The sequence below is a fragment of the Halomonas sp. KAO genome (genome assembly GCF_015595025.1).
In the GTDB taxonomy this organism is placed as follows: domain Bacteria; phylum Pseudomonadota; class Gammaproteobacteria; order Pseudomonadales; family Halomonadaceae; genus Halomonas.
This window is the reverse complement of record NZ_JADNRL010000009.1, coordinates 100,093-125,058: the sequence shown is the minus strand read 5'-3', so window position 1 is coordinate 125,058 and position 24,966 is coordinate 100,093. Positions and strand designations below refer to the sequence as shown.

The 24,966-nt window shown below is 64.0% G+C and carries 25 protein-coding genes; 20 read left to right on the top strand and 5 right to left on the bottom strand.

Translation table 11 applies throughout. The features are described 5' to 3' along the window. Positions 1-86: 86 nt before the first annotated feature. The 6 genes from IOC61_RS03725 to yidD all read left to right on the top strand — a co-directional run bounded on the left by IOC61_RS03725 (position 87) and on the right by yidD (position 4,798). A complete protein-coding gene (locus IOC61_RS03725) occupies positions 87-938 on the top strand; it encodes an ATP-dependent zinc protease (RefSeq protein ID WP_195687531.1) in 852 nt (283 codons plus the stop codon). A gap of 35 nt (positions 939-973) precedes the next feature. Next, a complete protein-coding gene (locus IOC61_RS03720; RefSeq protein ID WP_195687530.1) occupies positions 974-2,479 on the top strand; it encodes a UUP1 family membrane protein in 1,506 nt (501 codons plus the stop codon). 5 nt (positions 2,480-2,484) lie between these two features. Beyond that, positions 2,485-3,459 (top strand): alpha-L-glutamate ligase-like protein, encoded by a 975-nt coding sequence (locus IOC61_RS03715; RefSeq protein ID WP_195687529.1) that lies wholly within the window; start codon positions 2,485-2,487, stop codon positions 3,457-3,459. A 65-nt stretch (positions 3,460-3,524) separates the two neighbouring features. After that, positions 3,525-3,971, top strand: a complete 447-nt coding sequence (locus IOC61_RS03710; protein WP_195687528.1) for a transcriptional repressor — start codon at positions 3,525-3,527, stop codon at positions 3,969-3,971. A 21-nt stretch (positions 3,972-3,992) separates the two neighbouring features. Beyond that, entirely contained in the window at positions 3,993-4,433 is a 441-nt protein-coding gene (gene hisI / locus IOC61_RS03705) for a phosphoribosyl-AMP cyclohydrolase (protein WP_195687527.1), read from the top strand. After that, complete coding sequence (gene yidD / locus IOC61_RS03700) at positions 4,433-4,798, top strand: membrane protein insertion efficiency factor YidD (RefSeq protein ID WP_195687526.1); 366 nt, start codon at positions 4,433-4,435, stop codon at positions 4,796-4,798. Before hisI ends, yidD begins: the two co-directional genes overlap by 1 nt. Before the next feature lie 12 nt (positions 4,799-4,810). On the opposite strand, the gene IOC61_RS03695 is transcribed toward yidD, so the two are convergent. Both IOC61_RS03695 and IOC61_RS03690 read right to left on the bottom strand, forming a co-directional pair. Next, positions 4,811-5,236, bottom strand: coding sequence for a SufE family protein (locus IOC61_RS03695; protein WP_195687525.1), 426 nt, complete (start codon positions 5,234-5,236; stop codon positions 4,811-4,813). Between the two features lie 27 nt (positions 5,237-5,263). Then, the gene (locus IOC61_RS03690; protein WP_229332909.1) at positions 5,264-6,433 is read right to left on the bottom strand and encodes a tyrosine-type recombinase/integrase; all 1,170 of its coding nucleotides are present in this window, start codon (positions 6,431-6,433) and stop codon (positions 5,264-5,266) included. A gap of 286 nt (positions 6,434-6,719) precedes the next feature. On the opposite strand from IOC61_RS03690, the gene IOC61_RS03685 reads away from it, so the two are divergent. Next, positions 6,720-7,763, top strand: coding sequence for a DNA-binding protein (locus IOC61_RS03685; RefSeq protein ID WP_195687524.1), 1,044 nt, complete (start codon positions 6,720-6,722; stop codon positions 7,761-7,763). A gap of 99 nt (positions 7,764-7,862) precedes the next feature. On the opposite strand, the gene nfuA is transcribed toward IOC61_RS03685, so the two are convergent. Further along, positions 7,863-8,453, bottom strand: coding sequence for a Fe-S biogenesis protein NfuA (gene nfuA / locus IOC61_RS03680; protein ID WP_195687523.1), 591 nt, complete (start codon positions 8,451-8,453; stop codon positions 7,863-7,865). Between the two features lie 253 nt (positions 8,454-8,706). On the opposite strand from nfuA, the gene metH reads away from it, so the two are divergent. The 10 genes from metH to IOC61_RS03630 all read left to right on the top strand — a co-directional run bounded on the left by metH (position 8,707) and on the right by IOC61_RS03630 (position 19,252). Next, positions 8,707-12,408: a methionine synthase gene (gene metH, locus IOC61_RS03675; RefSeq protein WP_195687522.1), complete on the top strand. Its 3,702-nt coding sequence runs from the start codon at positions 8,707-8,709 to the stop codon at positions 12,406-12,408. 54 nt (positions 12,409-12,462) lie between these two features. Then, positions 12,463-13,791: an MATE family efflux transporter gene (locus tag IOC61_RS03670; protein ID WP_195687521.1), complete on the top strand. Its 1,329-nt coding sequence runs from the start codon at positions 12,463-12,465 to the stop codon at positions 13,789-13,791. Between the two features lie 140 nt (positions 13,792-13,931). Continuing rightward, positions 13,932-15,584 (top strand): nitrite/sulfite reductase, encoded by a 1,653-nt coding sequence (locus IOC61_RS03665; protein ID WP_195687520.1) that lies wholly within the window; start codon positions 13,932-13,934, stop codon positions 15,582-15,584. Continuing rightward, positions 15,577-16,140: a DUF934 domain-containing protein gene (locus tag IOC61_RS03660; protein WP_195687519.1), complete on the top strand. Its 564-nt coding sequence runs from the start codon at positions 15,577-15,579 to the stop codon at positions 16,138-16,140. The genes IOC61_RS03665 and IOC61_RS03660 overlap by 8 nt, the downstream gene beginning before the upstream one ends. A 44-nt stretch (positions 16,141-16,184) precedes the next feature. After that, the gene (locus tag IOC61_RS03655) at positions 16,185-16,610 is read left to right on the top strand and encodes a gamma-glutamylcyclotransferase family protein (protein WP_195687518.1); all 426 of its coding nucleotides are present in this window, start codon (positions 16,185-16,187) and stop codon (positions 16,608-16,610) included. A gap of 104 nt (positions 16,611-16,714) precedes the next feature. After that, positions 16,715-17,176: an MgtC/SapB family protein gene (locus IOC61_RS03650; RefSeq protein WP_195687517.1), complete on the top strand. Its 462-nt coding sequence runs from the start codon at positions 16,715-16,717 to the stop codon at positions 17,174-17,176. Between the two features lie 96 nt (positions 17,177-17,272). After that, positions 17,273-17,614 carry an arsenate reductase (glutaredoxin) gene (gene arsC, locus IOC61_RS03645; RefSeq protein ID WP_195687516.1) on the top strand — a complete coding sequence of 114 codons (342 nt, stop codon included), beginning with the start codon at positions 17,273-17,275 and terminating at the stop codon, positions 17,612-17,614. Between the two features lie 34 nt (positions 17,615-17,648). After that, the gene (wrbA, locus tag IOC61_RS03640; RefSeq protein ID WP_195687515.1) at positions 17,649-18,272 is read left to right on the top strand and encodes an NAD(P)H:quinone oxidoreductase; all 624 of its coding nucleotides are present in this window, start codon (positions 17,649-17,651) and stop codon (positions 18,270-18,272) included. Continuing rightward, positions 18,269-18,673, top strand: coding sequence for a DUF2069 domain-containing protein (locus IOC61_RS03635; RefSeq protein ID WP_195687514.1), 405 nt, complete (start codon positions 18,269-18,271; stop codon positions 18,671-18,673). Before wrbA ends, IOC61_RS03635 begins: the two co-directional genes overlap by 4 nt. 105 nt (positions 18,674-18,778) lie before the next feature. After that, the gene (locus IOC61_RS03630) at positions 18,779-19,252 is read left to right on the top strand and encodes a c-type cytochrome (RefSeq protein WP_195687513.1); all 474 of its coding nucleotides are present in this window, start codon (positions 18,779-18,781) and stop codon (positions 19,250-19,252) included. 101 nt (positions 19,253-19,353) lie between these two features. On the opposite strand, the gene IOC61_RS03625 is transcribed toward IOC61_RS03630, so the two are convergent. Beyond that, positions 19,354-20,052 carry a cytochrome b/b6 domain-containing protein gene (locus IOC61_RS03625; RefSeq protein ID WP_195687512.1) on the bottom strand — a complete coding sequence of 233 codons (699 nt, stop codon included), beginning with the start codon at positions 20,050-20,052 and terminating at the stop codon, positions 19,354-19,356. 68 nt (positions 20,053-20,120) lie between these two features. Here IOC61_RS03625 and IOC61_RS03620 point away from each other — a divergent pair, with 68 nt between their 5' ends. From IOC61_RS03620 to pdxH, 3 genes are all read left to right on the top strand, one after another. After that, complete coding sequence (locus tag IOC61_RS03620; RefSeq protein WP_195687511.1) at positions 20,121-20,870, top strand: AzlC family ABC transporter permease; 750 nt, start codon at positions 20,121-20,123, stop codon at positions 20,868-20,870. Beyond that, entirely contained in the window at positions 20,867-21,214 is a 348-nt protein-coding gene (locus IOC61_RS03615) for a branched-chain amino acid transporter permease (RefSeq protein ID WP_195687510.1), read from the top strand. The genes IOC61_RS03620 and IOC61_RS03615 overlap by 4 nt, the downstream gene beginning before the upstream one ends. 120 nt (positions 21,215-21,334) lie before the next feature. After that, the gene (gene pdxH / locus IOC61_RS03610; RefSeq protein ID WP_195687509.1) at positions 21,335-21,976 is read left to right on the top strand and encodes a pyridoxamine 5'-phosphate oxidase; all 642 of its coding nucleotides are present in this window, start codon (positions 21,335-21,337) and stop codon (positions 21,974-21,976) included. Positions 21,977-22,107: 131 nt separating this feature from the next. Here pdxH and IOC61_RS03605 read toward each other — a convergent pair whose 3' ends face one another. Continuing rightward, on the bottom strand, positions 22,108-24,855 hold the full coding sequence (locus tag IOC61_RS03605) for a GNAT family N-acetyltransferase (protein WP_195687508.1): 2,748 nt from the start codon (positions 24,853-24,855) through the stop codon (positions 22,108-22,110). Between the last annotated feature and the right edge of the window lie 111 nt (positions 24,856-24,966).

Here is a 24,966-nt window from a genome sequence, read left to right as displayed (position 1 = left end):
CAGCCTGGCAAGATGCCTCCAGGTTGGACAAGGTCCTCGGCGACTCCTTATCATCGCCAGACTATCCAAAGGAAGTGTCCTTCCCCATGCCCCATCCTCTGCTGAGTGCGACGCTCGCAGCGTCCGCCATCGTGCTTTCCGGTTGTGTCGCGCTGACGGAAAAGCCGACGCCACCCCCCACCCTGTCCTCGACCGACTTTCATCAGCGCATGAATGCGCTGGAAGAGACGCTGCTTGCCAGTTGCGACAACACCCGGCTGGATACCGAGCTATCGTCCGTTACGAGCCGCCAGGACCTCCTGATCGGCGATGTGCGCGAGGTCGGTTCGCTGTTGCGCGGCATGAACGGTCGCCTGGATCGGCTCGATGACAATGACTCCGGCCCAGTGGTCGTTAGACGCGAGTGCGCGGCCGATGAGCTCGGGATCGGCAACAAGGCTGTCCTTGGCAGCAGCGAATGGATCGGATTGCCCGATGTCGGCACCTATCTCAAGGCGCGTATCGACTCCGGCGCCAATACCTCGTCGCTCTCCGCCCGGGAGATCACCCGATTCGAGCGTGACGGCGAAAACTGGGTCCGCTTCAAGCTGGGCCTGGCAGACGACGACGTAGTCGTCGAGGCGGTACGGGATGAGTGGATCGAAGCCCCCATCGAGCGCCGCGTACGTATCATCCAGGCGACCGGTGAGGAGTCACGGCCGGTGGTGACCCTGATGATGACCCTGGGGTCGATCCGTGAGCCGGTAGAGTTCACGCTGAGTGATCGCACTCATCTCGACTTTCCGGCCCTGCTGGGCAGGCGCTTCCTGCTGGATATCGCCGTCATCGATGTGGCCGAGCGGTACCTTCACCCGCGCCCCGAATTTCCCGGCGGGCGCCCGGCATCGGAAGCCGAGCGCCACGAGAATGACGCCGACCTCGACAACGAAACGCACTGAGGCGCGCATCCGTCGCCCTCTGCCAAGGAAGCCCCATGTCACGACTGCCTTTCTATCTGCTGGTTGGCGTTCTGTTGCTGGCCGGCATCGCCATGACCCTGCATCGCCACTATCAGCTCGAGGTACCCTGGACGCCGGGTGAGCAGCGCCAGGTGTGGGAAGTGGAAGCTCAGGTCAATTTCACGGCACTGGGCGATCCGGTTCTGGTGGACATGGCGCTCCCCTCGACTCAGGAGGGCTTTCGACTGCTTACCGAGCATACGGCCTCGCCCGGCTACGGCCTCTCCTTCGTGGAAGAGGATGGCGGCAGGCGCGCCCAGTGGTCGATCCGAGAGGCCACCGGCTCCCAGCAGCTCTACTACACCGCCCAGGTCCTGGTGGCGCCGGACAGCCGCCCTCCTCGCCTGGATAACCCGCCGCCACGCCGCGATATTGTCTGGGAGCGGCCCTATGATACGGCCGCCACCCAGATGATCGAGCGCGCCTGGGGCCGCAGTGCGGATCCCTTCACCTTCGCCCGCGAGCTGCTGCATGACTTCAACGAGGAGCGCCAGGGCGAGAATGCCCGCCTGCTGTTGACCCAGTTCGAGCGCACGCCCCTCCTCGTCCGGCTGCTCAACCAGGCCGGCGTGCCGGCCCGGGAGGTCAGCGGCCTGCTGCTCGAGGATGGACGGCGACGCCAGTCACTCACCAGCTGGGTCCAGGTGTTTGATGGCAAGCGCTGGGCGCTCTTCGACCCGGCAACCGGTGCCCAGGGACGCCCCGACAACCTGTTGATCTGGGAGGGCAACGGCCAGGCGGTGCTCGAGGTTCAGGGAGGGAGCAACTCGAGGGTCAGCTTCTCGATGCTGGTTCGCAATCAGCCGGCCGCCGCGGCGGTTCGCAACCAGCTCGCCGAGGATACCCTGCTCAACTTCTCCATTCACAGCCTGCCGCTCGAGGAGCAGGCACTGTTTCAGACGATCCTGCTGATTCCGATCGGCGCGCTGGTGGTGGTGCTGCTCCGACTGCTGGTGGGGATCAAGACCTCGGGCACCTTCATGCCGGTGCTGATCGCCCTGGCCTTTATCCAGACGAGCCTGGCCACCGGCCTGATCGGCTTCTTGCTGGTGGTCGCCGTCGGCCTGGTGATCCGCAGCTACCTGTCGTACCTCAACCTGTTGCTGGTGGCGCGGGTAACGGCGGTGATTATCACCGTAATCGGCATCATTTCCGTGTTCTCGGTGCTCGCCTACCGCTTCGGGCTCAATGCCGGCCTGACCATCACCTTCTTCCCGATGATCATTCTCTCCTGGACCATCGAGCGTATGTCGATCCTGTGGGAGGAGGAGGGTCCGAAGGAGGTGTTGATCCAGGGCGGTGGCAGCCTGTTCACCGCGGTTCTGGCGTTTCTGGCCATGAACAATCCCTGGGTACGCCATATCACCTTCAACTTCCTGGGGGTCCAGCTGATCCTGATGGCGCTGATCCTGATGATCGGCAACTACACCGGGTATCGCCTGCTGGAGCTACGCCGCTTCAAGCCGGTCACCGAGGATTGAGAGTCATGCGTGAATGGACGACACCCGGCAAGCTGCGCGCCAAGGGCATCATCGGCATGAATCGCCGCAACATCCGCTATATCGGACGCTATAACAATCGCCGTCTCTATCCGCTGGTGGATGACAAGCTGCAGACCAAGCTGCTCGCCGAACGCTTCGGTATCACCACGCCGGCACTGATCGGCACCGTCACCACCCAGTTCGGCGTCAAGCATATCGGTGAGCTGCTTGCCGGCCAGCAGGGGTTCGTGATCAAGCCCGCCAAGGGCAGCGGTGGCAAGGGCATCCTGGTGGTGGAGCGGGTCGAGGGGGGAGACTATATCAAGCCCAGCGGCGTACGCATGAGCCTGTCGGATGTCGAGCGACACGTCTCCAATATCCTCTCCGGACTCTACTCCCTGGGCGGCGCCCCGGATGTGGCGCTGATCGAAGCATTGATCAACTTTGATGAAAGCCTCTCCGAGTACACCTACGAGGGGGTGCCGGATATCCGGGTCATCGTGTTCAAGGGCTACCCGGTCATGGCGATGATGCGCCTCTCCACCGCTGCCTCGGACGGCAAGGCCAACCTTCACCAGGGTGCGGTAGGCGTGGGACTCGATATCGCCTCCGGCACCGCCATCCGAGGGGTTCAGTTCGATCGCACGCGTCACGACCATCCCGACACCGGTCATGAACTGGCCAGCCTGAGCATTCCCGACTGGCCTACCCTGCTGCTGCTGGCCGCCGGTTGCTATGAGATGACCGGGCTCGGCTATCTGGGTACCGACATGGTGCTCGATCGCGATCAGGGCCCCATGCTGCTGGAACTCAACGCCCGGCCCGGGCTGGCGATCCAGATGGCCAACGGCGAAGGATTGAGGCGTCGCCTCGACCTGGTCGAGAAGCAACCGGAGGGTGTGGCTGCCCAGGCGCGGGTTGACTTCGCGCGCCACCATTTCGCCCGTCAAAGCGAGCTTGAGGCCAGCGCCGAGGCCTGAGGCTCGGTGGCCCGCCCTCGCCCACCCGCGTAGAATGTCGCCAACTTCGACAGCCGACGGGTGCCATGACTGATTCCCGAAACCTGCTGCTCCAGGCGGAGCGGCAGTGCCAACAGCGCGGGGCGCGCTTCACGCCGATACGCCGCCGCGTGCTCGAGATGATTGCCGAGGCGTCCGGCGCCCTCAAGGCCTATGACCTCCTCGACCGCCTGGCCGCCGAGCACGCCTCGGCCCGGCCACCCACGGTATACCGTGCCCTAGAGTTTCTGATCGACCAGGGCCTGGTGCATCGTATCGAGTCGCTCAATGCCTATGTTGCCTGTCCCTGCCCGGAACATTCGCACGGCTTCCAGCTGCTGATCTGCCGCCTCTGCGGTCGAGTCGAGGAGCTGCACCTGGAGGACGTCAATGCCCAGCTCGCCGACTGCGCCCAGCAGCTGGGCTTCCGGGTGGAGCGACAGACGATCGAATTGCTGGGACGCTGCGATGCCTGCGGCGATACCGGCAACTGAACCTTTCTGCGGAGAATTGCGATGTCCGATATCTTCAAGGCGCTCGAGCGGGCACCCGCCGACAGCCAGCACGATCTCACCCCCGTGCTCGAATCCATCGGGTTCAACGACGATGGCCTGATTCCTGCCATCGCCCAGCAGCACGATAGCGGCGAGGTGCTGATGATGGCCTGGATGAACCGTGAGGCCCTCATGGAGACCCTGCGCACCGGCCGGGTCTGCTACTGGTCGCGCTCGCGTGGCAAGCTGTGGCGCAAGGGCGAGAGCTCCGGCCAGCAGCAGCACCTGAGGGGGGCCGCGCTCGACTGTGACGGAGACACCCTGCTGCTGCAGGTGGACCAGACGGGTCCCGCCTGCCACAGCGGGCGCCGTAGCTGCTTCTATGTGGCGCTCGAAACGGAAACGGCGCGCATTACCACCGCCCCGCTGATCGACCCTGCCACGCTCTACGGCAAGTCCTGATGCACAACCGGGCCGGCTGGCTGGCCACCCTGGCGCGACGACTGCGTCAGGCCGTGGCCTGGCTGTTGATCGGGCTGGTCAGGCTCTACCAGGTCACGTTGAGTCCCCTGCTCGGGCCGCGGTGTCGCTACTGGCCCAGCTGCTCCCGCTATGCGGTGGAGGCGATTCGCGTGCATGGCCCCTTCAGGGGCGGGCTGATGGCCGCCCGCCGCATCGCTCGCTGCCACCCAGGCTGTGAAGGCGGTATCGACCCGGTACCGGGTGGCCCCAGCGAGGCGCTGTGCCGCGAGGACCCCGAGCTCGACGAGAACTTCCGTCCCCGCGCCTCGGACCGTCCAGCGGAGCGTGACGGCCCGGCCCCCTGAGCCGGCCCGGCCTCAGGCGGCCTCCTGCTCCGCCACCTCATAGATGCGCTTGAGCATGGCGTTGAGGCCATTGCTGCGCGTGGGCGAGAGGTGCTTGTCGAGTCCCAGGTCACCGAGAAAGTGCGGTGAGGTATCGCGGATCTCCGCGGCGGGCCGGTCGTTGTAGATGCGCATCAGCACGGCGATGAGCCCGGAGACGATGGCGGCATCGGAGATGGCGTCGAAGTGCACGACCCCGTCGCGACACTCGTGGCGCATCCAGACATTGGACTGGCAGCCCTGAATCTTGAGCTCGTCACGTTTCCACTCCTCGGGAAACTCGGGCAGCGCCTTGCCCATATCGATGATGTACTGGTAGCGATCCATCCAGTTGTCGAACAGCTCGAACTCCTCGATCAGTTCCTTCTGGGTCTGCTCGGCGGTGGCGTCAATCGTCATGGGGCCTCCTGTTGGTGAATGGGATGATTATACCGGCTCCTCCCCCGCGGCGTCCGCCCCGGCTTGCCCCTCGCCTCTTTCGGCCAGCCCGTGGCGAGACTGCTGTCGGTGCCAGGCCTCATCCTCTGCGTGCAGATAGTGGGCGGTGGTGTCCAGCCGCGAGTGGCGTGCCGTGGCCGCCAGGTAGCGCAGCTCGACCCCGGCCTGAGCCTGATGGGTCAGCGCCGTATGACGCAACCAGTGGGGGGTGGCCTGGCGCAGGCGTAGCACCCAGCCACGAGCGCCCTCCTCCTCTACTGCCTCCAGGTCGTCCGCGGCCTGAGCAAAGGCCTGCCTGATCAGCCGATAGAGGCGGTTGTCGCCGATGCCCCGCTTGCCATCCAGGGCTCGCAGCAGTGGCGTCGCCTCATCCGGCTGGGGCTCCGGGCTCAGCCCCAGAACCTCTCGCCACTCCTTCAACAGCGAGAGCATGTCGGGAGGCACGGGAATGCTGGCGAGTTTGCCCCCCTTGCCTATCACGTTCCACCACCAGCGCCCCTCGCGCTGATGAAAATCCCCCATGCGGGCGGCACTCATCTCGGCGATACGCGGTGCCAGCAGGTAGGCGAAACCGAAGATAAAGCGTCGACGAGCCCCTTCGTAGCGCTCGCGGGATGATATTCCCTCCTCCGTCGCCGGCCCGTTCGCGCCGTTCAACCAGCCCCAGAACCACTCCCACAACGGCGCCTCCAGATAGCGCTCGATACCGGTCCGGCGGTTATCGAGCCTCCGCCGCTTGTCACGCATCAGTCGGAAGGGGTTGTGGCCCACCCACCCCGCTTCCACCAGCCAGGCATACATGCCCTGCAGGATCACCAGGCTCTGGCGGCGGCTGGCCGGTGACAGCGGCCCACGGAAGGGGCGCCAGTCCTCGGCGTGACGCGGACGCGGTGGCCCGACCCAGCGCGATCTCGGCTGGGGATCGACGAGGAAGGCCTCGAAGGCCTCCAGATGGTCCCGTCGCACCTGGTCGAGGGTGATGTTGCGCTCGGCGAGCCATAGCAGCAGCCGCTGAGCTTCCCGACGATAGGCGCGCTGAGTCCTGGGACTGGCCCGGTACTCTGCCAGCCATTCGCCCACCGCCTCGGCATCGCTGCGCGCGGCGATGTAGCCGCCCCGCTTCGCCAGGGGCGGCAAAGGCCCTGTGGCCGGTTGCAGCGGCGACTCCTCCACCACGATGTCGTCTTTCGATTGATGCCCCAACGCCCCCTCCTTGCTCCTTGCTCCTTGCTCCTTGCTCCTTGCTCCTTGCTCCTTGCTCCTGTCGGCCAGTATCCCGTGGACTGATAAGAAAAATCAAGATAAGCCGCGTAATCTTGCTTTTATTTCCTTTTTCATAACGTATTTTACGTATTACGTATAATGTAATTATCTTTCAATTCCCCCTGAATACCGCTATGCTGCGCCGCATATCGATCCAAAGGGGTGGCACAAGGAGAGCCTCATGGCGCGCATCGGCGTGACCTACGAAGACGTACAACGAGCCATCGACGAGCTGCTGACCCGTGGCGATGCGCCCAGCGTGCAGAAGATTCGCGAGATACTGGGGACCGGCAGCTTCACCACGATCAGCGATCATCTGCGCAACTGGCGGCAGCAGCGCGAGGAGAACCGCGACGTTCCTCCACCCCGCGGCATGCCGGCCGCCCTTCAGGAGCTGGCCGAGGGGCTCTGGCGCCAGGCCCAGGAGAGTGCCAACGAGGCGCTACGCCACTACCGCGAGGAGGCGGATCGCAGGGTGGAAGAGGCGCAGGAGTCGGTGGCAGACACTCGTCGACAGGCGGACGATGCCAGGCAGCGTGAAGCGGCCCTGGCCAGCCACCTGTCCGGCACCGAGCAGCGCCTGGAGGCGCTCAGCGCTGAGCTGGCAACGAGCCAGGCGCGATGTGAGGCGCTGAAGGCGGCCGAGAACCGCGCCTCCACGCGCCTGGCCGAAGCGGAGTCGCTGCTGCAACGCCATCGAGACGAGGCTAGCCGCATGGCACAGGAGCACCAGCAGGCCATGCAGGCGTGCGAGGAGGCCCACCGCGAGAAGCTGGCCCAGGAGGAGCAGCGCCACGAAAGCGCCGAGACACGCCTGATGACTCTGCTCGACCAGGCCCGCCAGGAGCGACTGGCCAGTGAGAAGGCGGCGGCGGGAAGAGAAGAACAACTGGAGAAGCGCCTCGAGCGTCAGGAGTCGCTGCTTCAGGAGGTGCGCGCAAGGCTTGCCAATGAGGAGAAGCACCATCGCGATGTGGACTTGGCCCGCCGCCAGGCGGAGGCGCTGGCCGAGACCCGCCAGCATGAGCAGTCACTGCTGCAGGCACGCATCGACGAGCAGAAGCGTCATCTGGAGGAGCAGGCAGAGCGCGTGAGAAACCTGGAGCAGCAGCTCTATCGCTGCCTGTGGCAGACGCCGAAGGCCGCCCCGGAAGAGGATGACGCCTCGGCTCAGTCGGCCGATGAAAGCAGGGAAGAAGGCGCCCCGCCTGACGACAGCCCCTGAGGCCGCCTTATCTGCCCATAACCCATAACAAAAGAAGGGCCCCACCTTTCGGCGGAGCCCTTCTTGTGACGCCAGGTAAGCCGTGCGGCGCGAGGCCGCTTAACGGTAGTAGGCGTTGGTGGTGTCGCTATGGTCGGTCACGTCGCGGATGCCACCCAGCTCCGGGATGCGCTCCAGCAGGGTGCGCTCGACACCATCCTTGAGCGTCAGGTCGACCGCGGCACAGCCCTGGCAGCCACCACCGAAGGCCAGTATCGCCACGTTCTCGTCGGTCAGCTCGATCAGCTTGATCTCACCGCCGTGGGCCGCCAGGCCGGGGTTGATCTCGCTGTAGAGCACGTAGTTGACGCGATCGGCGAGGGGACTGTCGGCATTGACCTTGGGCATCTTGGCGTTGGGCGCCTTGATGGTCAGCTGCCCCCCCATGCGATCGGCGTTGAAATCGACGACCGCCTCCTCGAGGAACGGCAGGCTGTTCTTGTCCAGGAAGACACCCAGCTTGGGCAGCTCCAGCTTCTCGTCGGTAGGCTCCTCTTCACCGGGGCGGCAGTAGGCCAGACAGGTTTCGGCATAGGGGGTGCCTGGCTGAGTGATGAAGATGCGTACTGCGATCCCTTCGACGTTCTGCTTCTCGAGCAGCTCGGCGAGGTAGTCCTGGGCACTTTCGGTAATCTGGATCGGTTCGCTCATGCTATTTCCCGCTGTCGGTGCGCGGCAGCGGCGAGGTCGCCGCGTACCGGGTAATGTGATGACGCTAATGGTAAGACACGGGGCGCGGCGAAACAATCCCGAGTGATTTGGTGGGTTTTAAACACCCACCTGCCCCCGCGGCGAGCAGTTTGCTACCATGTCCGGCTTGACAACGGCCGCGACACAGAAGATGCCCCGAGGCACAACGGCGGTCATGAATATCGGACACCCTCGCTGGAGACAGACTCACACCATGGCCGCCGCTCCTACTGCCCAGACCGCCACCCTGATCGAATGTCTCACCGAGCGCATCCTGATGCTCGATGGAGGCATGGGCACCATGCTCCAGAACGCCGGCCTCTCCGAGGAGGACTTCCGTGGGGAGCGCTTTGCCGACTGGCCCTCGGACCTCAAGGGCAACAATGATCTGCTGGTACTGACCTGCCCGGACCTGGTGTCACGCATCCACCGCGAGTACCTCGAGGCCGGCGCCGATATCGTCGAGACCAACACCTTCAACAGCACTCGCCTGTCTCAAGCGGACTATGGCATGGAGGCACAGGTACCCGAGATCAACCGTGAGGCGGCCAGGCTGGCTCGCGAGGTCTGCGATGCGGTGGCTGCCGAGACCGGCACCCCACGCTATGTCGCGGGCGTGCTTGGCCCCACCTCCCGAACCGCCTCGCTCTCCCCGGATGTCAACGATCCGGCCAAGCGAAACGTCACCTTCGATGAGCTTCGCGAAAACTACCGGGAAGCCGCCGAGGCGCTGATCGAAGGCGGAGCCGATCTGATCATGATCGAGACCATCTTCGATACCCTCAATGCCAAGGCGGCGATCTACGCCCTGGAGGAGCTCTTCGAGTCACGCGGCGAGCGCCTGCCGGTGATGATCTCCGGCACCATCACCGATGCCTCGGGGCGCACGCTGTCGGGGCAGACCACCGAGGCCTTCTGGAACTCGGTACGCCACGCCAGGCCGCTGTCGGTGGGCTTGAACTGCGCGCTGGGCGCCGAGGAGCTGCGCCCCTACGTCGAGGAGCTGTCGAGCAAGGCCGACACCTATGTCTCGGCGCACCCCAATGCCGGCCTGCCCAACGAGTTCGGCGAATATGACCAGTCACCCGAGGAGATGGCGGCCATCGTGGCGGAGTTTGCCGCCAGCGGCCTGGTCAATATCCTCGGTGGCTGCTGCGGCTCCACGCCCGAGCATATCGCCGCCATCCATCGCGCCATCCAGGGCATGCCGCCGCGCCGCCTGCCGGACATCCCCAAGAAGTGTCGTCTCTCCGGCCTCGAACCCTTCAACATCGGGCCCGACTCGCTGTTCGTCAACGTCGGCGAGCGCACCAACGTGACCGGTTCGGCGCGCTTCAAGCGCCTGATCAAGGAGGAGGACTACACCACCGCCCTCGAGGTCGCCCTGGAGCAGGTGGAGAATGGCGCCCAGGTCATCGACATCAACATGGACGAGGGGATGCTGGACTCCCAGGAAGCCATGGTGCGCTTCCTGAACCTGATCGCCGGCGAGCCGGATATCTCCCGGGTGCCGATCATGATCGACTCCTCGAAGTGGGAGATCATCGAGGCCGGCCTCAAGTGCATCCAGGGCAAGGCGATCGTCAACTCCATATCGCTCAAGGAGGGGGAGGAGGAGTTTCGTCGGCACGCCACCGTCTGTCGCCGCCATGGCGCCGCCGTGGTCGTCATGGCCTTTGACGAGGTCGGCCAGGCCGATACCCTTGCGCGCAAGACCGAGATCAGCGAGCGCGCCTATCGCCTGCTGGTCGACGAGATCGGCTTTCCTCCCGAAGACATCATCTTCGACCCCAACATCTTCGCCATTGCCACCGGGATCGAGGAGCACAACAACTACGCCGTCGACTTCATTCAGGCGACCGAATGGATCCGCAAGCACCTGCCCCACGCCCAGGTTTCCGGCGGCGTCTCCAATGTCTCGTTCTCCTTTCGCGGCAACAATGTGGTGCGTGAGGCGATCCACTCGGTATTCCTCTATCACGCCATTCGCGCCGGGCTCTCCATGGGCATCGTCAATGCCGGTCAGCTGGGGGTATACGATGATCTGGATGCCGAGTTGCGCGATGCGGTGGAGGATGTCGTGCTCAACCGGCGCGACGATGCGACCGAGCGACTGCTCGACCTGGCCGAGAAGTACAAGGGCGACGGCAGTAGTGCGGACAGGAAGGAAGACCTGGAGTGGCGTGGCTGGGAGGTCGCGAAGCGCATCGAGCATGCGCTGGTCAAGGGGGTGACCGCCTACATCATCGAGGACACCGAAGAGGCGCGCCAACAGTTCGACCGCCCTATCGAGGTCATCGAGGGGCCGTTGATGGATGGCATGAACGTGGTCGGTGACCTGTTCGGCGCCGGCAAGATGTTCCTGCCCCAGGTGGTCAAGTCCGCACGAGTGATGAAGCAGGCGGTGGCGCACCTGCTGCCCTATATCGAAGCGGAGAAAGACGAAACGACCCAGGCCAAGGGCAAGATCGTCATGGCGACCGTGAAGGGTGATGTTCACGACATCGGCAAGAATATCGTCGGCGTCGTCCTGCAGTGCAACAACTACGACGTCGTCGACCTGGGGGTGATGGTGCCGGCGGAGAAGATCCTGCAGACGGCTCGGGATGAAAACGCCGACATCATCGGCCTCTCGGGCCTGATCACGCCGTCGCTGGATGAGATGGTCGGCGTGGCCAAGGAGATGCAGCGCCAGGGCTTTGAACTGCCGTTGCTGATCGGTGGCGCCACGACATCCAAGGCGCATACCGCGGTCAAGGTGGATCCCGGCTACGAACACCCGGTGATCTATGTGCCGGACGCCTCCCGTGCGGTGGGCGTCGCCTCCAGGCTGCTGTCGCCGGAAATGAAACCCGACTACATTGCCGAGATCCGCAGCGAATACGAGAGCGTGCGCGAACGTAACGCCAAGCGGCGCCCCAAGGGGGCAGACCTGACCTATGAGCAGGCTCGTCAGCGCAAGTTCAAGATCGACTGGAGCGGCTATACCCCGCCGCAGCCGGCCATGACCGGCACATTGACCTTCGATGGTTATGATCTCGATGAACTGGTCGAGCGTATCGACTGGACCCCCTTCTTCATGAGCTGGCAGCTTGCCGGCAAGTACCCGAAGATTCTCGACGATGCCAAGGTCGGCGAGGCGGCGCGCAGCCTGTTCCGCGACGCCCGGGCCATGCTGCGCAAGCTGATCGACGAGAAGCTGGTAGCAGCGCGCGGCGTGATCGGCATCTGGCCCGCCAACAGCATCGACGACGATACCATCGAGGTGTACGCCGACGACTCCCGCAACGAGGTGATCGAACGGCTTCATCATATCCGTCAGCAGACCACCAAGAACCGCGACGGCGTGTGCTACAGCCTGGCCGATTTCGTGGCCCCACGGGAGAGTGGCAAAGCGGACTGGATCGGCGGCTTCGCCGTGACCACGGGCCACGGTGTCGAGGAGCTCGCCGAGCAGTACAAGGCGGCCGGTGATGACTACAATGCCATCCTGGTGCAGTCGCTTACCGACCGCCTGGCCGAGGCCTTTGCCGAACGCCTTCATGAACGGGTGCGCAAGGAGTTCTGGGGCTATATACCCGATGAGGCGTTGGACAACGATGCCCTTATCGCCGAAAGGTATCAGGGCATCCGCCCGGCACCGGGCTATCCGGCGTGCCCCGACCATACCGAGAAGCCGACCCTGTTCAGGCTGCTGGACGCCACCGAGCAGTCCGGCCTCACCCTGACCGAGAACTTCGCCATGTGGCCCGCCGCCGCCGTGGCGGGGTGGTACTTCTCGCATCCGCAGTCGAAATACTTCTCCACCGGCAAGATCACCCGTGAACAGGTGGAGAGCCTGGCCAGCCGCAAGGGCATGGATCTCGAGGAGATGGAGCGCTGGCTCATGCCGGTGCTCTCCTACGACCCCGCCTGATTCACGGTGGGCCGCCAGTCAGGCGGCCCACCCCCTCTCCTATTGCGGATCACCATGCTGCTTCACGCCACACGTCGTCGCACCATCCTGCGTCTCTCCCTGCCGATCATCGCCGGCATGCTCACCCAGAGCCTGATCAATCTGATCGATGCCGCCATGGTCGGCTCACTGGGCGAAGTGCCGCTGGCAGGCGTGGGGATCGGCGGCTACGTGATGTTCATGGTCACCGCCCTGGTGTTCGGACTCTCCTCGGGGGTGCAGGCCCAGACCGCACGACGCCATGGCGAGCAGGCCTGGACACGACTCGCCATGCCCCTAAATGCCGGTCTGATTATCGCCGCCGTGTTATCGCTGCCGATCACCCTGCTCTGCCTGTGGCAGGCGCCGAGGCTGATGGTCTTGATCAATCAGGACCCCGCGGTCAATGCCGAGGCGGTAGCCTATTTCCGCTGGCGGGTCCTGTCGCTTGCCGCCGTGGCCATGATCTTCTGCTTCCGGGGCTACTGGAACGGCATCCAGCGGACCGGCCTCTACCTGCGCATCATTCTGGTGATGCACGCCATCAATGTGGTCGCGAGCCTGGGGCTGATCTTCGGGTACCTGGGGCTACCGGCCATGGGCGCCGCCGGCGCCGGGGTCGGCACTACCCTGTCGCTGTTCGTCGGAGCGGCCATCTGGGCCTTTGCCAGCCTGCGTCATGCCAGGCCCGGTGGCCTGCTGGCGGCACTACCGCAGCGCCTCACCCTGCTTACCACCCTGCGCCTGGCCGGGCCTCACTCATTTCAGCAGCTGTGGTTTGCGGCCGGCTACGCGGTACTGTTCTGGATACTGGGCCAGGTCAACACCGCCAGCGTGGCGGTGGGGCATGTGCTGGTCAATCTGTCGCTGCTGATGATCCTGCCCGGTGTCGGGTTGGGCATGGCGGCCATGAGCCTGGTGGGCCAGGCGCTGGGACGCGATGAACTGGCCGACGCCCACCGCTGGGGATGGGAGGTGGTGTACCTCGCCTGGCTCTGCCTGGCCCTTATCGCGTTGCCCATGGTGCTGTTTCCCGACGCCGTCCTGGGCCTGTTCCTGCACGACCCGACCCTGGTGGATCTGGCGCGCCTGCCGCTGCGGCTGACGGCGCTGATGATCGTGCTCGATGCCGCGGCACTGGTTCTTGCCCAGGCGCTGCTCGGGGCCGGTGCCAATCGCACGGTGATGACCACGACCCTGTCGCTGCAGTGGCTGCTCTTCCTGCCGCTGGCCTGGCTGGTGGGCGTCTGGTTCGAGCAGGGGCTGGTCGGCATCTGGTGGGTACAGCTCGCCTATCGTTTCCTCAACTCCCTGTGGTTTGCGGGGATCTGGCAACGCCGACGCTGGCAGCGGCTCGTGGTATGAAGGGGGACGCAGGAAGTTTCGAGGCCGAGCCTAATTACTTTAAGTATAAAAACTATGCCTATTTATTCTTTTAAACAATAAGAAGTCGCGCGTATCGTACAGTCCATGCACTGCCACTTTCATCGCTGCAGGATGGCTGAATGTACCGCTACGATTCCCACGACCAGACTCTCGTTAACGAACGCGTGGCCCAGTTTCGCGACCAGATGGAGCGTTACCTGGCCGGACGCCTGAGCGAAGAGGAGTTCCTGCCGCTGCGTGTGCAGAACGGCCTGTATATTCAGCGCTATGCCCCGATGCTGCGCATCGCCATCCCCTACGGGATGCTCGCTTCCTACCAGCTGCGCAAGCTGGGCGACCTGGCGCGTGACTACGACCGCGGCTATGGTCACTTTACCACCCGTACCAATCTGCAGCTCAACTGGCCAAGACTGGAGAGCGTGCCGGACATGCTGGCGGAGCTTGCCAGCGTGCAGATGCATGCCATTCAGACCAGCGGCAATGATATCCGCAACACCACCACCGATCAGTTCGCGGGGGTGGCCGAGGATGAGGAGGTCGATCCGCGCCCCTGGTGCGAGCTGATTCGTCAGTGGTCCACCTTCCACCCGGAATTCGCCTATCTGCCGCGCAAGTTCAAGATCGCCGTGACCGGTGCCAGTGAGGACCGCGCCGCGATTCAGGTTCACGATGTCGGCCTGCGGCTGTGGCGAGATGCCCAGGGCGAGGTGCGGGTCAGGGTGTTGGCCGGCGGTGGCCTGGGCCGCACGCCGATGATCGGCGAGGTGGTCCGTGACGACCTCCCCTGGCAACATCTGCTGACCTATCTCGAGGCACTGGTCCGGGTCTATAACCTGTTCGGCCGCCGTGACAACAAGTTCAAGGCGCGTATCAAGATCCTGGTCAAGGCGCTGGGCGTCGAGGAGTTTCGGCGGCGTGTCGACGAGGAGTGGGCACACCTGAAGGATGGCCCCCAGACCCTGACCCGGGAGAGCATCGAGCGGATGGCCTCCCATTTCGAGGACCCCAAGCGCCGCCCCGTCTCGGCGAAGGCCATTGCCGAGATCGAGGCGTTACGCAGCAGGGAGCGCGCCTTCGGCCGCTTCATGACCAATAACGTCCACGCCCATAAGGTGCCCGGTTACAAGGCGGTAACCCTCTCCCTGAAACGGCGCGAGCACTCCCCTGGTGACGTCACCTGGAAGCAGATGCACCAGGTGGCAGATCTCGCCGACGAATACAGCTTCGGCGAGATACGCGTCACCCATGAACAGAATCTGGTGCTTACCGACGTTCCCATGGATCGTCTGGAAGCGCTATGGCGCGAGCTGGAAACCCTCGGCATGGCCAACCCCACGGTGGGCACCCTGGCGGACTTGATCTGCTGCCCCGGAGGAGACTACTGCGCCCTGGCCAACGCCAAGTCGATCCCGGTGGCCCAGGCCATCCAGGAGCGCTTCGAGGACCTGGACTTCCTCTATGATCTGGGGCCGCTCGACCTCAATATCTCCGGGTGCATGAACGCCTGCGGCCATCACCATGTCGGTCATATCGGCATCCTCGGCGTCGACAAGAAGGGCGAGGAGTGGTACCAGATCTCGCTGGGCGGCACCCAGGGCAATGCGGCATCGCTGGGCAAGATTCTCGGCCCCTCCTTCGGCCGCGACGCGGTACCCGACGTCATCGATACCCTGCTCAAGGTCTATGTCGGTGAGCGCAACGATGACGAGACCTTTCTCGATACCTACCGTCGTATCGGAATCAAACCCTTCAAGGAGCGTGTCTATGCCTGATCATGCCCCCCACACCGCCCCTCTGTCTGCCGCCCGGCGCCCCTATCTCTTCCGAGACCAGCCGGCCACCGATGGTTGGCAGCTGATCCGCGAGGACCAGGCCACGACCGACACGCCCTGCATTGTGCCCCTGGCCCAATGGCTCGAGGAGGGGCGTTGCGATCTGCATGCCCCCTGGCTGGCAGCCGATACCGAGCTCGACCAGGCCCTGGCCGCTCGCCTCGCCGAGGCCCCCCTGGTGGCCATCGACTTCCCCAGGTTCACCGATGGGCGCGGCTACAGCCTGGCTCGCCTGCTTCGCGAACGCCATGACTATCGTGGCGAGATACGCGCCATCGGGGATGTGCTGGTCGACCAGCTCTTCTATATGCGCCGTTGCGGATTCGATGGCTTCTCGCTGCGTGAAGACCAGTGGCTGGACGATGCCCTGCGCAACCTGCATGTCTTCAGCCGCGCCTATCAGCCCGGGGTGGATCAGCCCGAACCGCTGTTTCGGCTGCGCAGTCAGGCTCCTGAGTCAGACCGCGACGAACTCTCCCTGGCCGCCTTTGCCTGACCCCCGTTGTCTTTCTGCTGTCACCATGGGTATCGTATCTGCCCATGCGCCCTCGCCTCCTGCTGACCACGACCCTCCTCGGCCTCCCATTCATGGTGGGAGGCTGGTTATGGCTGACCCTGCTCAGCCCCTTTTTCTATGAACGCCCCGAGCACCTCGAGCCCATCGCCGAGGGACCTCACGCGGTGTATGTCTATGGCACCCTGCGCGTGCCCGTGGTGCGCTGGATCGTGATCGGTGATGAGGTCGAGACCCGCCCAGCCTACCTCGAAGGCTGGCGACGGACCGGACTCGACCTGGAGCCGGCCCCCGGCGAGCGCGTGCCTGGAGAGGTATTGACCGTCGATGCCGAGGCGCTTGCCCGGCTCGACCGCTACGAGCGTCTGGGCATTCGCTACGAGCGGGTGCGCCACACACTCGCCGACGGCAGCGAGGCCTGGGTCTATCGACGCCTGCCGGAGACACCATAACCGAAGGCCCCAACGGCTGCGGGCATTATTCGAGGCTATATTGGTCTATCAGTGCTCTTTTGAATTGATCCCCCCCTTCGTCGGTCGCCCACTGGAGTGACAACATGAACGAGGAAATCGCCCTGCTCGATATGTTGACCCGTCTTGGGGTGGCCGCGGGGTTGGCCATGGTGCTGGGGCTTGAGCGGGAAATACGCGGCAAGCCGGCAGGATTGCGCTCTCATATGCTGGTCGCCTTGGGGGCAGCGGCATTCCTGATAGTGGGACTCCAGATCCTGTTTGCCACCGCCGAGGGGGACCCATCGGCACGTATCGACCCCACCCGCATCGTCGAGGGAGTCATCGGCGGCATCGGGTTCCTTGGCGCCGGCAGCATCATCCGCAGCGGTACCGACGTGCAGGGCATTACCACTGGCGCATCGATCTGGCTTGCCGGAGCCATCGGCATCGCCGCCGGCGTGCATAACTTCACCCTGGCGGCCCTGGTCGCCGGTCTGGCGTTGGTGATCATGACGGCACTCGGTGCCATCGAGCGCCATATGCCCTCTCGAGCTCCCGAGGAGTGAGGATCGATGAGGCTAGCCGATCCAGCTCGATTGAGATCGCCTCACGGGGCAGCCTACAATGGCGGCGCTTGCACACCAAGACCAGGAAATCCTTGCATGCTGACGCTATTGCATAACCCCCGCTGCTCGAAATCACGCCAGGCCCTCGCCCTGCTCGAAGAAAAGGGTACTCCGGTGACGATTCGTCGCTATCTTGACGAGCCGCTGAGTGAAGCCGAGCTTCGCGCGCTGATCGATCGCCTGGAGGGCGGTATCGAGCGCCTGGTGCGCACCAGGGAGAGCGAGTGGCAGGGCCTGGCCGCCGACGCCCGTGACCCGGAGCAGGTGGTTCAGGCGATCATCGCTCACCCGCGGCTTATGGAGCGACCGATTGCCGACGATGGCGAGCGTGCCATCATCGGGCGCCCACCCGAGGACATTCTCGCCCTGCTCGATTGATGCCTCCCCCTTTCCCCGAGTCTCAGGAGCCCTGATGAGCGCTTCCCTGCCCTATGTGCTGATCCTCTACTACTCCCGCCATGGTGCCACCCGCGCCATGGCCGAGCGCCTGGCCGCCGGCGTGGAGTCCCTGCGCGGCATCGAGGCGCGGCTGCGCACCGTGCCACCGATATCCCCTACCTGTGAGGCGGTGGATCCCGAAATTCCCGCCGAAGGGGCAGTCTATGTCTCTCTGGACGACCTGCGCCACTGTGCCGGCCTGGCCATCGGCAGCCCCACACGCTTCGGCAATATGGCGGCCCCCCTCAAGTACTTCCTGGATGGCACCAGCGAGCTGTGGCTAGGCGGCGCTCTGATCGACAAGCCGGCGACCGCCTTCACTTCCACCTCGAGCCTGCACGGGGGCCAGGAAGCGACCCTGTTGACGATGCTGGTGCCCCTGCTTCACCACGGCATGGTCTATGCCGGGCTGCCCTATAGCGAGACCGAACTGATGGAAACGACCCGCGGCGGTACCCCGTATGGGGCCAGCCACCTTGCCGGAAAACGCAGCGACCAGCCCCTCGATGAACATGAGCGCAACCTGGCCCAGGCCCAGGGGCGCCGGCTGGCGCGTCTCGCCCTGGCATTGGCCCCGTTGCGGGAGAAGCGCTCATGAGGAGCGCACTGGAACGCCTGGAAAATGCCAAGGGCCTCGATCTGTTGACTGCAAGGATGCGCCGACTGGTGCTGGGCAGCTACGCCCTGCTGGTGGCACTGATGGTCTACCGCGGCCTGCAGGTCGATGGCGACAGCGGCCCGCTGGTGCCTATCGTTGCCTTCGTGCTCCCCCTGGTGCTCTTCCTGCCATCCCTGATCGGCAGGCGCCCCCGCGGTCATGCCTGGCTGGCCTTCGTCAGCCTGCTCTACTTTGCCCAGGGGGTCATGGTCGCCACGCTGCCAGGCCAGGGGCTACGCGGCTCACTGGAGGCGCTCGTCTCCCTGGCGCTGTTCGCCGGATGCACCGGCTATGCGCGCTTTCGCAGTCGCCAGTCACGCGCCACAGACCACGGCAACTGAGCCTCTTCCATGCTAGCCTTGCCGGGGTGGTGTATATCGAGCCAATCGGCCGATAATCCCACCCGCATCAGAAACACGAATCGAAAAAAACGAAAGGAGCTCGTGATGACCGTAATGTTTCGCCCGCTGCTCGCCCTTGGCCTCTCGGCTGCCCTGGCGCTGCCAATCGTCGCTCAGGCCGCCGAGCCCGAAGACGCCATCCACTATCGCCAATCCGCCCTCAGCGTGATGGGCTGGCAGATGGGCCCCATGGGTGCCATGGCCAAGGGCGATATGGAGTATGACGAGGAGGCATTTGCCACGCGTGCGAACAACCTGGCCGCCGTTGCCCACCTGCCCTGGGAAGGCTTTATGGAAGGCACCCTGAGGGGTGACGGCCACGGTATCGAGACCGGCGCTCTGGCCAAGATCGGCGACGACTGGGCAGGCTTCGAGGAGCGTCAGGAGACCTTCGAGCGGGAAGCTGCCACCCTGGCCCAGATGGTGGAGGATGGTGAGGCGTTCAGCGCTCTACGCGCCCAGGTCGGTGCCGTCGGCAAGAGCTGCAAGGGATGCCACGACGATTACCGTGCCGAGTGAGACCACCTGCCGCGGAGATAGCGAAGTGTAGCTCGTAAAAAGTATCGGACCCACGGGGCGGCCCTCAGGCCGCCCCGTGGCTTTTTACAGGATACCGCCGATCAGGCGCTCCAGAGCCAGATAACGGGCAAGGAAGAGAGCGCGAGCACCACCAGCGCCAGGGGGAGAATCGCGATCCTGTCGTTCCTGAATCTCGGCTTCAATCCCTCCGCCGGCTCATCCTCCGGACGGCCATCGAATGCCTTGCGACCGGTGATCATGGCACTCACCAGCCGCTCCCCCTTGAAACGATGGAGCAGCAGCGCCATCAGATGCGCGGCGATCAACACCACCAGCAGGTCGGCATTCAGGGAGTGAAGCGAGGCGAGGGACTTGACGATCCCGCTGCTTGCCCAGCCGTGGAGTGGTGCATCGAAGAAGATATCGTCGGTCAGAAACAGACCACTTGCCGCCTGAAACGTCAGCGATATCAGCATGAGCAGCACCATGGCGCCCCCCAGCGGGTTGTGGCCGGCATAGTGAGGAGGTTTGCCACGCAGCAGACGCCGGCCGTAATCGAGCATGCGGCCCGGTGGGTATAAAAAGCTCGTAAAGCGCGCATGGGGGCTGCCCCACAGGCCCCAGAGCCAACGAAACAGCAGAAGCCCCACCAGCAGATAGCCCGCCCGGGCATGAATCTCGATGGGAAAGACGAAGGGGGCCCCTTCCGTCTTCATGGTGTAGAAGGATAGCCCCACCAGGACCACCAGAGACCAATGGAAGAGCCGTACAGGAATATCCCAGACCTTTAGTCGTGTCATCTCGCCTCCTTGCCAACATTAGTCGAATTTCTTGCAAAAAGCTGTCAAGCCGGTGGATCTACCTTAATATGACTGTCGTCATTCACCGCCATCCATCAGCAGCAAGGGAGTTTATCACCGTGTCGCCACCTCACGCCTGGAAGGAAGCCGGGAAGCTCACACTGCCGGTCATGTTCGGCTATCTGCCGCTGGGTGCCGCCTATGGCATCCTGGCCGTGGAAGTCGGCGTGCCCTGGTGGGCGGCGGTACTGATGTCACTGATCATCTATGCCGGCGCTGGCCAGTTTCTCGCCGTGGCACTGCTTGCCGCCGGCGCCGGACTGATGGAGCTGGCGGTGGCCACGCTGATGCTCAACTCCCGCCACCTCTTCTATGGGCTATCACTGCTCAAGCGTTATCAGGGTGCCGGCTGGCGCAAGCCCTACATGATCTTTGCCCTGACCGACGAGACCTATTCGCTGATCACCACCCTGCCCGCCGCCGCACATGGCCATGATCATGCCCTGGCCTTCCGCATCTGCCTGCTCAACCAGGCCTGGTGGGTGCTCGGCTCCATCGCCGGGGTGTTGGCGGGTACCACGCTGACCTTCAATAGCCAGGGGATCGAGTTTGCCCTGACGGCACTGTTTATCGTGCTCACCCTCGAGCAGGCGCGCCGGCTGCGTCGCTGGCTACCCTTTGCCATCGCCCTGCTGACCGGGCTTGCCGGGATATGGCTGGTACCTGACCGCCATCTGCTGTTGAGCGCCATCGGCGCGGCCAGCCTCATCCTGCTGTTCCACTACTCACTCGGCCGCCATCAGGAGACCCGCCCATGACCACCCCGGCCCTGCTGATATTTATCGCCGTCTGTGCGCTGGCGACCTTCGCCACCCGGGTCACCCCCTTCGTGGCCCTCGCGCGACATGCTGACCACCCCCTTATCCTGCACCTCGGGCGCTACCTGCCACCCACGGTGATGATGATTCTGGTGATCTATGCCTTGCGTGACTTCCGTCCGCTCCTCGACGGTCACCTCAATGCCGGTGCCAACGGCTGGCCAATGATCATAGCCTCGCTGATCGTCGCCCTGCTGCATCTATGGCGGCGCAACGCGTTACTATCGATCATCGGTGGTACCGGGGCCTATATGGCGATGGTACAGCTTGGCTGGATGGTATAAGGGCGCCACTCTATTCCCCCTGCCAAGTGCCAGGAATCCTGACTACGATCAAAAACAACGGTTGAGCTGCGCCAGCGAAGCGGCGACCATGCACATCAGCTTCCAGGAGAAACAATCACCATGACACGCAACATTTCCGATATCCGCCGTGACTACGAGGGTGGACAGCTCGACGAGTCGCAGGCGACCGATGACCCCATGCCGCTGTTCGAGGAGTGGTTGACCCTGGCGCTGGAGAGTGAGGGCCTCGATGGAAATGCCATGACGCTGGCCACGGTGGACAGCCAGGGGCGTCCCCATGCACGCGTGGTGCTGCTCAAGGGAGTCGACGCTAACGGCTTCGTCTTCTACACCAACTACCACAGTCACAAGGGCAGCGAGCTGACCAACGTGCCCCGGGCCGCCCTGACATTCTGGTGGCCGTCGCTGTCTCGCCAGGTGCGCATCGAGGGAAACGTCGAGCAGGTCAGCGAGCAGGAGTCCAACGAGTACTTTGCCAGCCGCCCGCGGGCCAGCCAGCTGGGGGCCTGGATCGCGACCCAGAGCGTGGTGATTCCCGACCGTAGCTGGATCGAGGAGCGCAAGAGCCGATTCGAGCAGGCCTATGAGGGCCAGGAGATCAACCGTCCGGTCCACTGGGGTGGCTATCGCGTCATTCCCGAAATGATCGAATTCTGGCAGGGTCAGCCCAGCCGCCTGCATGACCGCATCCGCTACGAACATCGTGACGGCGCCTGGCATCATTTCCGTCTGGCACCCTAGATGACACCCTAGACCCGCCCCGGGAAGCCCCATTCATATTTCATGTATAGGTGCTGCTCGAACCTGGCACGTCCTGGCTGCCCCGTCCTACTGGACGGGGCGTCACTATCCGTCACCAGTCCGACTGCCCCTCAGTCTGACAGGCTCTCCAGGCGGTGGCGTTGCCACTCACTCTCGGGCTCGTTGAGGCGCAGTACGGCATCCACCACCTGCTCCTCCATGTTGTAGCGCTGCTTGAAGCCCAGGTGCTTCATCAGCGCCCGCATGGGATGATTATCGACCATGATCTTGCCGATCATCTCCAGGGTTCCGACACTCTTGCAATAGTTGATCATCTTGTTCATCAGCAGGCTGCCGATCCCCAGGCCCTGTAGGTCATCGCGGATGATGACGGAAAACTCGGTACGAATGTTGTCGGGGTCGTTCCAGACCCGGACCACGCCCAGCATCTCCTTGCGACCATCTTCCAGCAGGTGCTCGGCGATAAAGGCCATCTGCCGGTCGTAGTTGATATGCGAGAGCATCGACAGGTCACGCTGGGTCAGATCGGCCTTGTTATGGAAGTATCGGAATCGAATGCTCTCTTCCGAGAGCTTGTCATGGAAACTGGTAATCAGCGGGGCATCCTCTGCCCGGATGGGACGGACCTCGACCTCCCAGCCATTATTCAGCGTGGTCCACTCTCGAAGCTCCTCGGGATAGGGCATGATCGCGAAGCGAGCCGGGCGTCCCAGGTCCATGGCGAAGTCTACCGCGACCACGCCATCTCGATTGAGCAGCAGCGGATTGATCTCCAGCCCCCGCAGCTCGAGAAGGTCGGTGGCCATCTGCGACAACTTGACCAGTAGCTGGCACAGTCGGTCGATATCACGCTCGGGGTCGCTCGAGTGTTCGTGGATCAGACGTGCGACATGGGTGTGCTCCACCAGATCCTCGGCCAGCCGCATATTGAGCGGCGGCAGAGCGACCTGACGATCGGCCAGGATATTGACCTTGTAACCTCCGATCCCGAATACCACCACGGGGCCGAATACCGGGTCGCGGGTAATTCCCGCACACACCTGCATGGAGTGCTTGCCCCGCTGCATCGGCTGCAGGCAGTACTCGCGAACCTCGAAGGCGGGATAGTTCTCGGCGACCTTCTCTCGCAGCAGCTCGATGCCCTCCGCCACCTGCTGCGGCGTCTTCAGGTCCTGAAGCAGCCCCGCCGAGAGGCGGTGTGGGTGCTTGCGGTACCGAAATGGCCGACAGTTGCCCTCATGGACCACCTTCAACGCCATGCTGCCACCCAGGGCTTGTGCTGCCAGGGCGCCCTCTTCTGCCGTCCTCACATAGCGGCTGGCCGCCACAGGAATGCCGTAGGCCTCGAGCACCTGAGCGGCCTCGGAGTGCGTCAGGGTCTCTCGCCCTTCGGCCTTGACCGACTCGATCAGCTTGCGGCACCGCATCCGAATCTCGCGATTCGTGGAAAATGGCAGGCTGGGAGGCGTCTCCTGCAGCAGTGACTGCACACGCTGATAGTCCACCATGTGCATGAAGGCCTTGATCGCCTGTTCGGGGGAGACGTAGGTAGGAATGCCCGCCAGGTTACACTCGTGCCGTGCGGAAAAGGCCTCCTCCAGCCCCATGAAGCTGGTCAGCAGGTTACGCCGAAAGCGTTTGCGATTGGCCACCAGCGCCTGGGCGGTGACCCTGGAAGGCGCTAGCCGAGTGGGTGCATGTACCACCAGCACCGCATCGACGTTGGGATCTCCCGCCACCACCTCCAGGGCATCCACCATCATCTCAGGGGTGGCGTTGCCCCCCAGATCGACGGGATTCTCGCCGGGCTTGCTGATATCCAGGCCACCACTGCGCAGGGTTCGACGCGTCTCCTCGGTGAAGTCCGCCAGCTTGCCACCGGCGGTGATCAACTTGTCGATGGCCAGCATCGCCGGCCCCAGACCGTTAGAGACGATCGCCAGGCGATCCCCGCGCAGGGGCTTCATCCGCGACAGGGTCATCAGGGCGTCGAACAGCTCGTCGGAGTCATGGACCCTAACCACGCCGGCACGCGAGAAGGCGGCATCGAAGATCTGGTCGCGATTGGCGATTCCCGGGGTCGGCGGCAGCTCCGTCAGGTCGGACTGGCGGGTCCGCCCGCTCTTGATGGCCAGCACCAGGCGATTGCGCGACGCATCGCGCAACGCCGTCATGAAGTGTTGGGCATCCATCACCTTCTCGAGATGCAGCAGGATGGCCTGGCTGGGCGAGTACTGGTTGATGTAGTCGAGCAGGTCGGGAAGCATCACATCGACGCTGTCCCCCAGGGTGATCAGGTGAGAAAAGCCCACCCCACGCCCCGCCGCCCAGTCGATCATCGCCGTGCCCAGCATGCCCGACTGGCCCAGGTAGGCGACCTTGCCCCGCTTGATGGTCTGGCTGGCATAGGAGGCGTTGAGTCGGCGGCCGGGAACGATCAGACCCATGCACTCGGGGCCCAGCACGCGGATGCCCGAGGCACGGGCGGCATCCAGCATTCGGCTGCGAATCGAGGCCTTGCCGTCGCGCTCCTCGTCGAGGTGTGAGCCGCCGGAAAGCACCAGGGCGGCACGACAGCCGAAGCTTCCCAGCCTGGCGATACGCCCCGGCACCGTCTCGATCGGGGAACAGATCACCGCCAGGTCGGGCACCTCGGGAAGCTGAGACACCCGGGAGAAGCCCGGTTGACCGTGTACGCTGCTGTAGCCCTTGGGGTTCACCGCCCAGATGGCGCCGGGATACTCCCCCTCGAGAAGGTTGCGGATGACGATCCCCCCCAGGGATCCCGGCTTTTCCGAGGCACCGATCACGGCGATGGTACCGGGTTCGAAGAAGTGGTGAAGGAAACGGGTACTCACTGAGATCTCCCGGCAGTTGGCGCATGGCGCTTGAGGTAACTGCCTACTGTGTACGACCTATTGACACTGTCTGGCAAGGGCTCGAGACAAGTAAAGTGAGCCGGGTCTGCA

Coding starts and splice junctions, on each gene's coding strand:
- IOC61_RS03725 (WP_195687531.1), top strand. CDS start 87: ATGCCCCATCCTCTGCTGAGTGCGACGCTCGCAGCGTCCGCCATCGTG.
- IOC61_RS03720 (WP_195687530.1), top strand. CDS start 974: ATGTCACGACTGCCTTTCTATCTGCTGGTTGGCGTTCTGTTGCTGGCC.
- IOC61_RS03715 (WP_195687529.1), top strand. CDS start 2,485: ATGCGTGAATGGACGACACCCGGCAAGCTGCGCGCCAAGGGCATCATC.
- IOC61_RS03710 (WP_195687528.1), top strand. CDS start 3,525: ATGACTGATTCCCGAAACCTGCTGCTCCAGGCGGAGCGGCAGTGCCAA.
- hisI (WP_195687527.1), top strand. CDS start 3,993: ATGTCCGATATCTTCAAGGCGCTCGAGCGGGCACCCGCCGACAGCCAG.
- yidD (WP_195687526.1), top strand. CDS start 4,433: ATGCACAACCGGGCCGGCTGGCTGGCCACCCTGGCGCGACGACTGCGT.
- IOC61_RS03695 (WP_195687525.1), bottom strand. CDS start 5,236: ATGACGATTGACGCCACCGCCGAGCAGACCCAGAAGGAACTGATCGAG.
- IOC61_RS03685 (WP_195687524.1), top strand. CDS start 6,720: ATGGCGCGCATCGGCGTGACCTACGAAGACGTACAACGAGCCATCGAC.
- nfuA (WP_195687523.1), bottom strand. CDS start 8,453: ATGAGCGAACCGATCCAGATTACCGAAAGTGCCCAGGACTACCTCGCC.
- metH (WP_195687522.1), top strand. CDS start 8,707: ATGGCCGCCGCTCCTACTGCCCAGACCGCCACCCTGATCGAATGTCTC.
- IOC61_RS03670 (WP_195687521.1), top strand. CDS start 12,463: ATGCTGCTTCACGCCACACGTCGTCGCACCATCCTGCGTCTCTCCCTG.
- IOC61_RS03665 (WP_195687520.1), top strand. CDS start 13,932: ATGTACCGCTACGATTCCCACGACCAGACTCTCGTTAACGAACGCGTG.
- IOC61_RS03660 (WP_195687519.1), top strand. CDS start 15,577: ATGCCTGATCATGCCCCCCACACCGCCCCTCTGTCTGCCGCCCGGCGC.
- IOC61_RS03655 (WP_195687518.1), top strand. CDS start 16,185: ATGCGCCCTCGCCTCCTGCTGACCACGACCCTCCTCGGCCTCCCATTC.
- IOC61_RS03650 (WP_195687517.1), top strand. CDS start 16,715: ATGAACGAGGAAATCGCCCTGCTCGATATGTTGACCCGTCTTGGGGTG.
- arsC (WP_195687516.1), top strand. CDS start 17,273: ATGCTGACGCTATTGCATAACCCCCGCTGCTCGAAATCACGCCAGGCC.
- wrbA (WP_195687515.1), top strand. CDS start 17,649: ATGAGCGCTTCCCTGCCCTATGTGCTGATCCTCTACTACTCCCGCCAT.
- IOC61_RS03635 (WP_195687514.1), top strand. CDS start 18,269: ATGAGGAGCGCACTGGAACGCCTGGAAAATGCCAAGGGCCTCGATCTG.
- IOC61_RS03630 (WP_195687513.1), top strand. CDS start 18,779: ATGACCGTAATGTTTCGCCCGCTGCTCGCCCTTGGCCTCTCGGCTGCC.
- IOC61_RS03625 (WP_195687512.1), bottom strand. CDS start 20,052: ATGACACGACTAAAGGTCTGGGATATTCCTGTACGGCTCTTCCATTGG.
- IOC61_RS03620 (WP_195687511.1), top strand. CDS start 20,121: ATGACTGTCGTCATTCACCGCCATCCATCAGCAGCAAGGGAGTTTATC.
- IOC61_RS03615 (WP_195687510.1), top strand. CDS start 20,867: ATGACCACCCCGGCCCTGCTGATATTTATCGCCGTCTGTGCGCTGGCG.
- pdxH (WP_195687509.1), top strand. CDS start 21,335: ATGACACGCAACATTTCCGATATCCGCCGTGACTACGAGGGTGGACAG.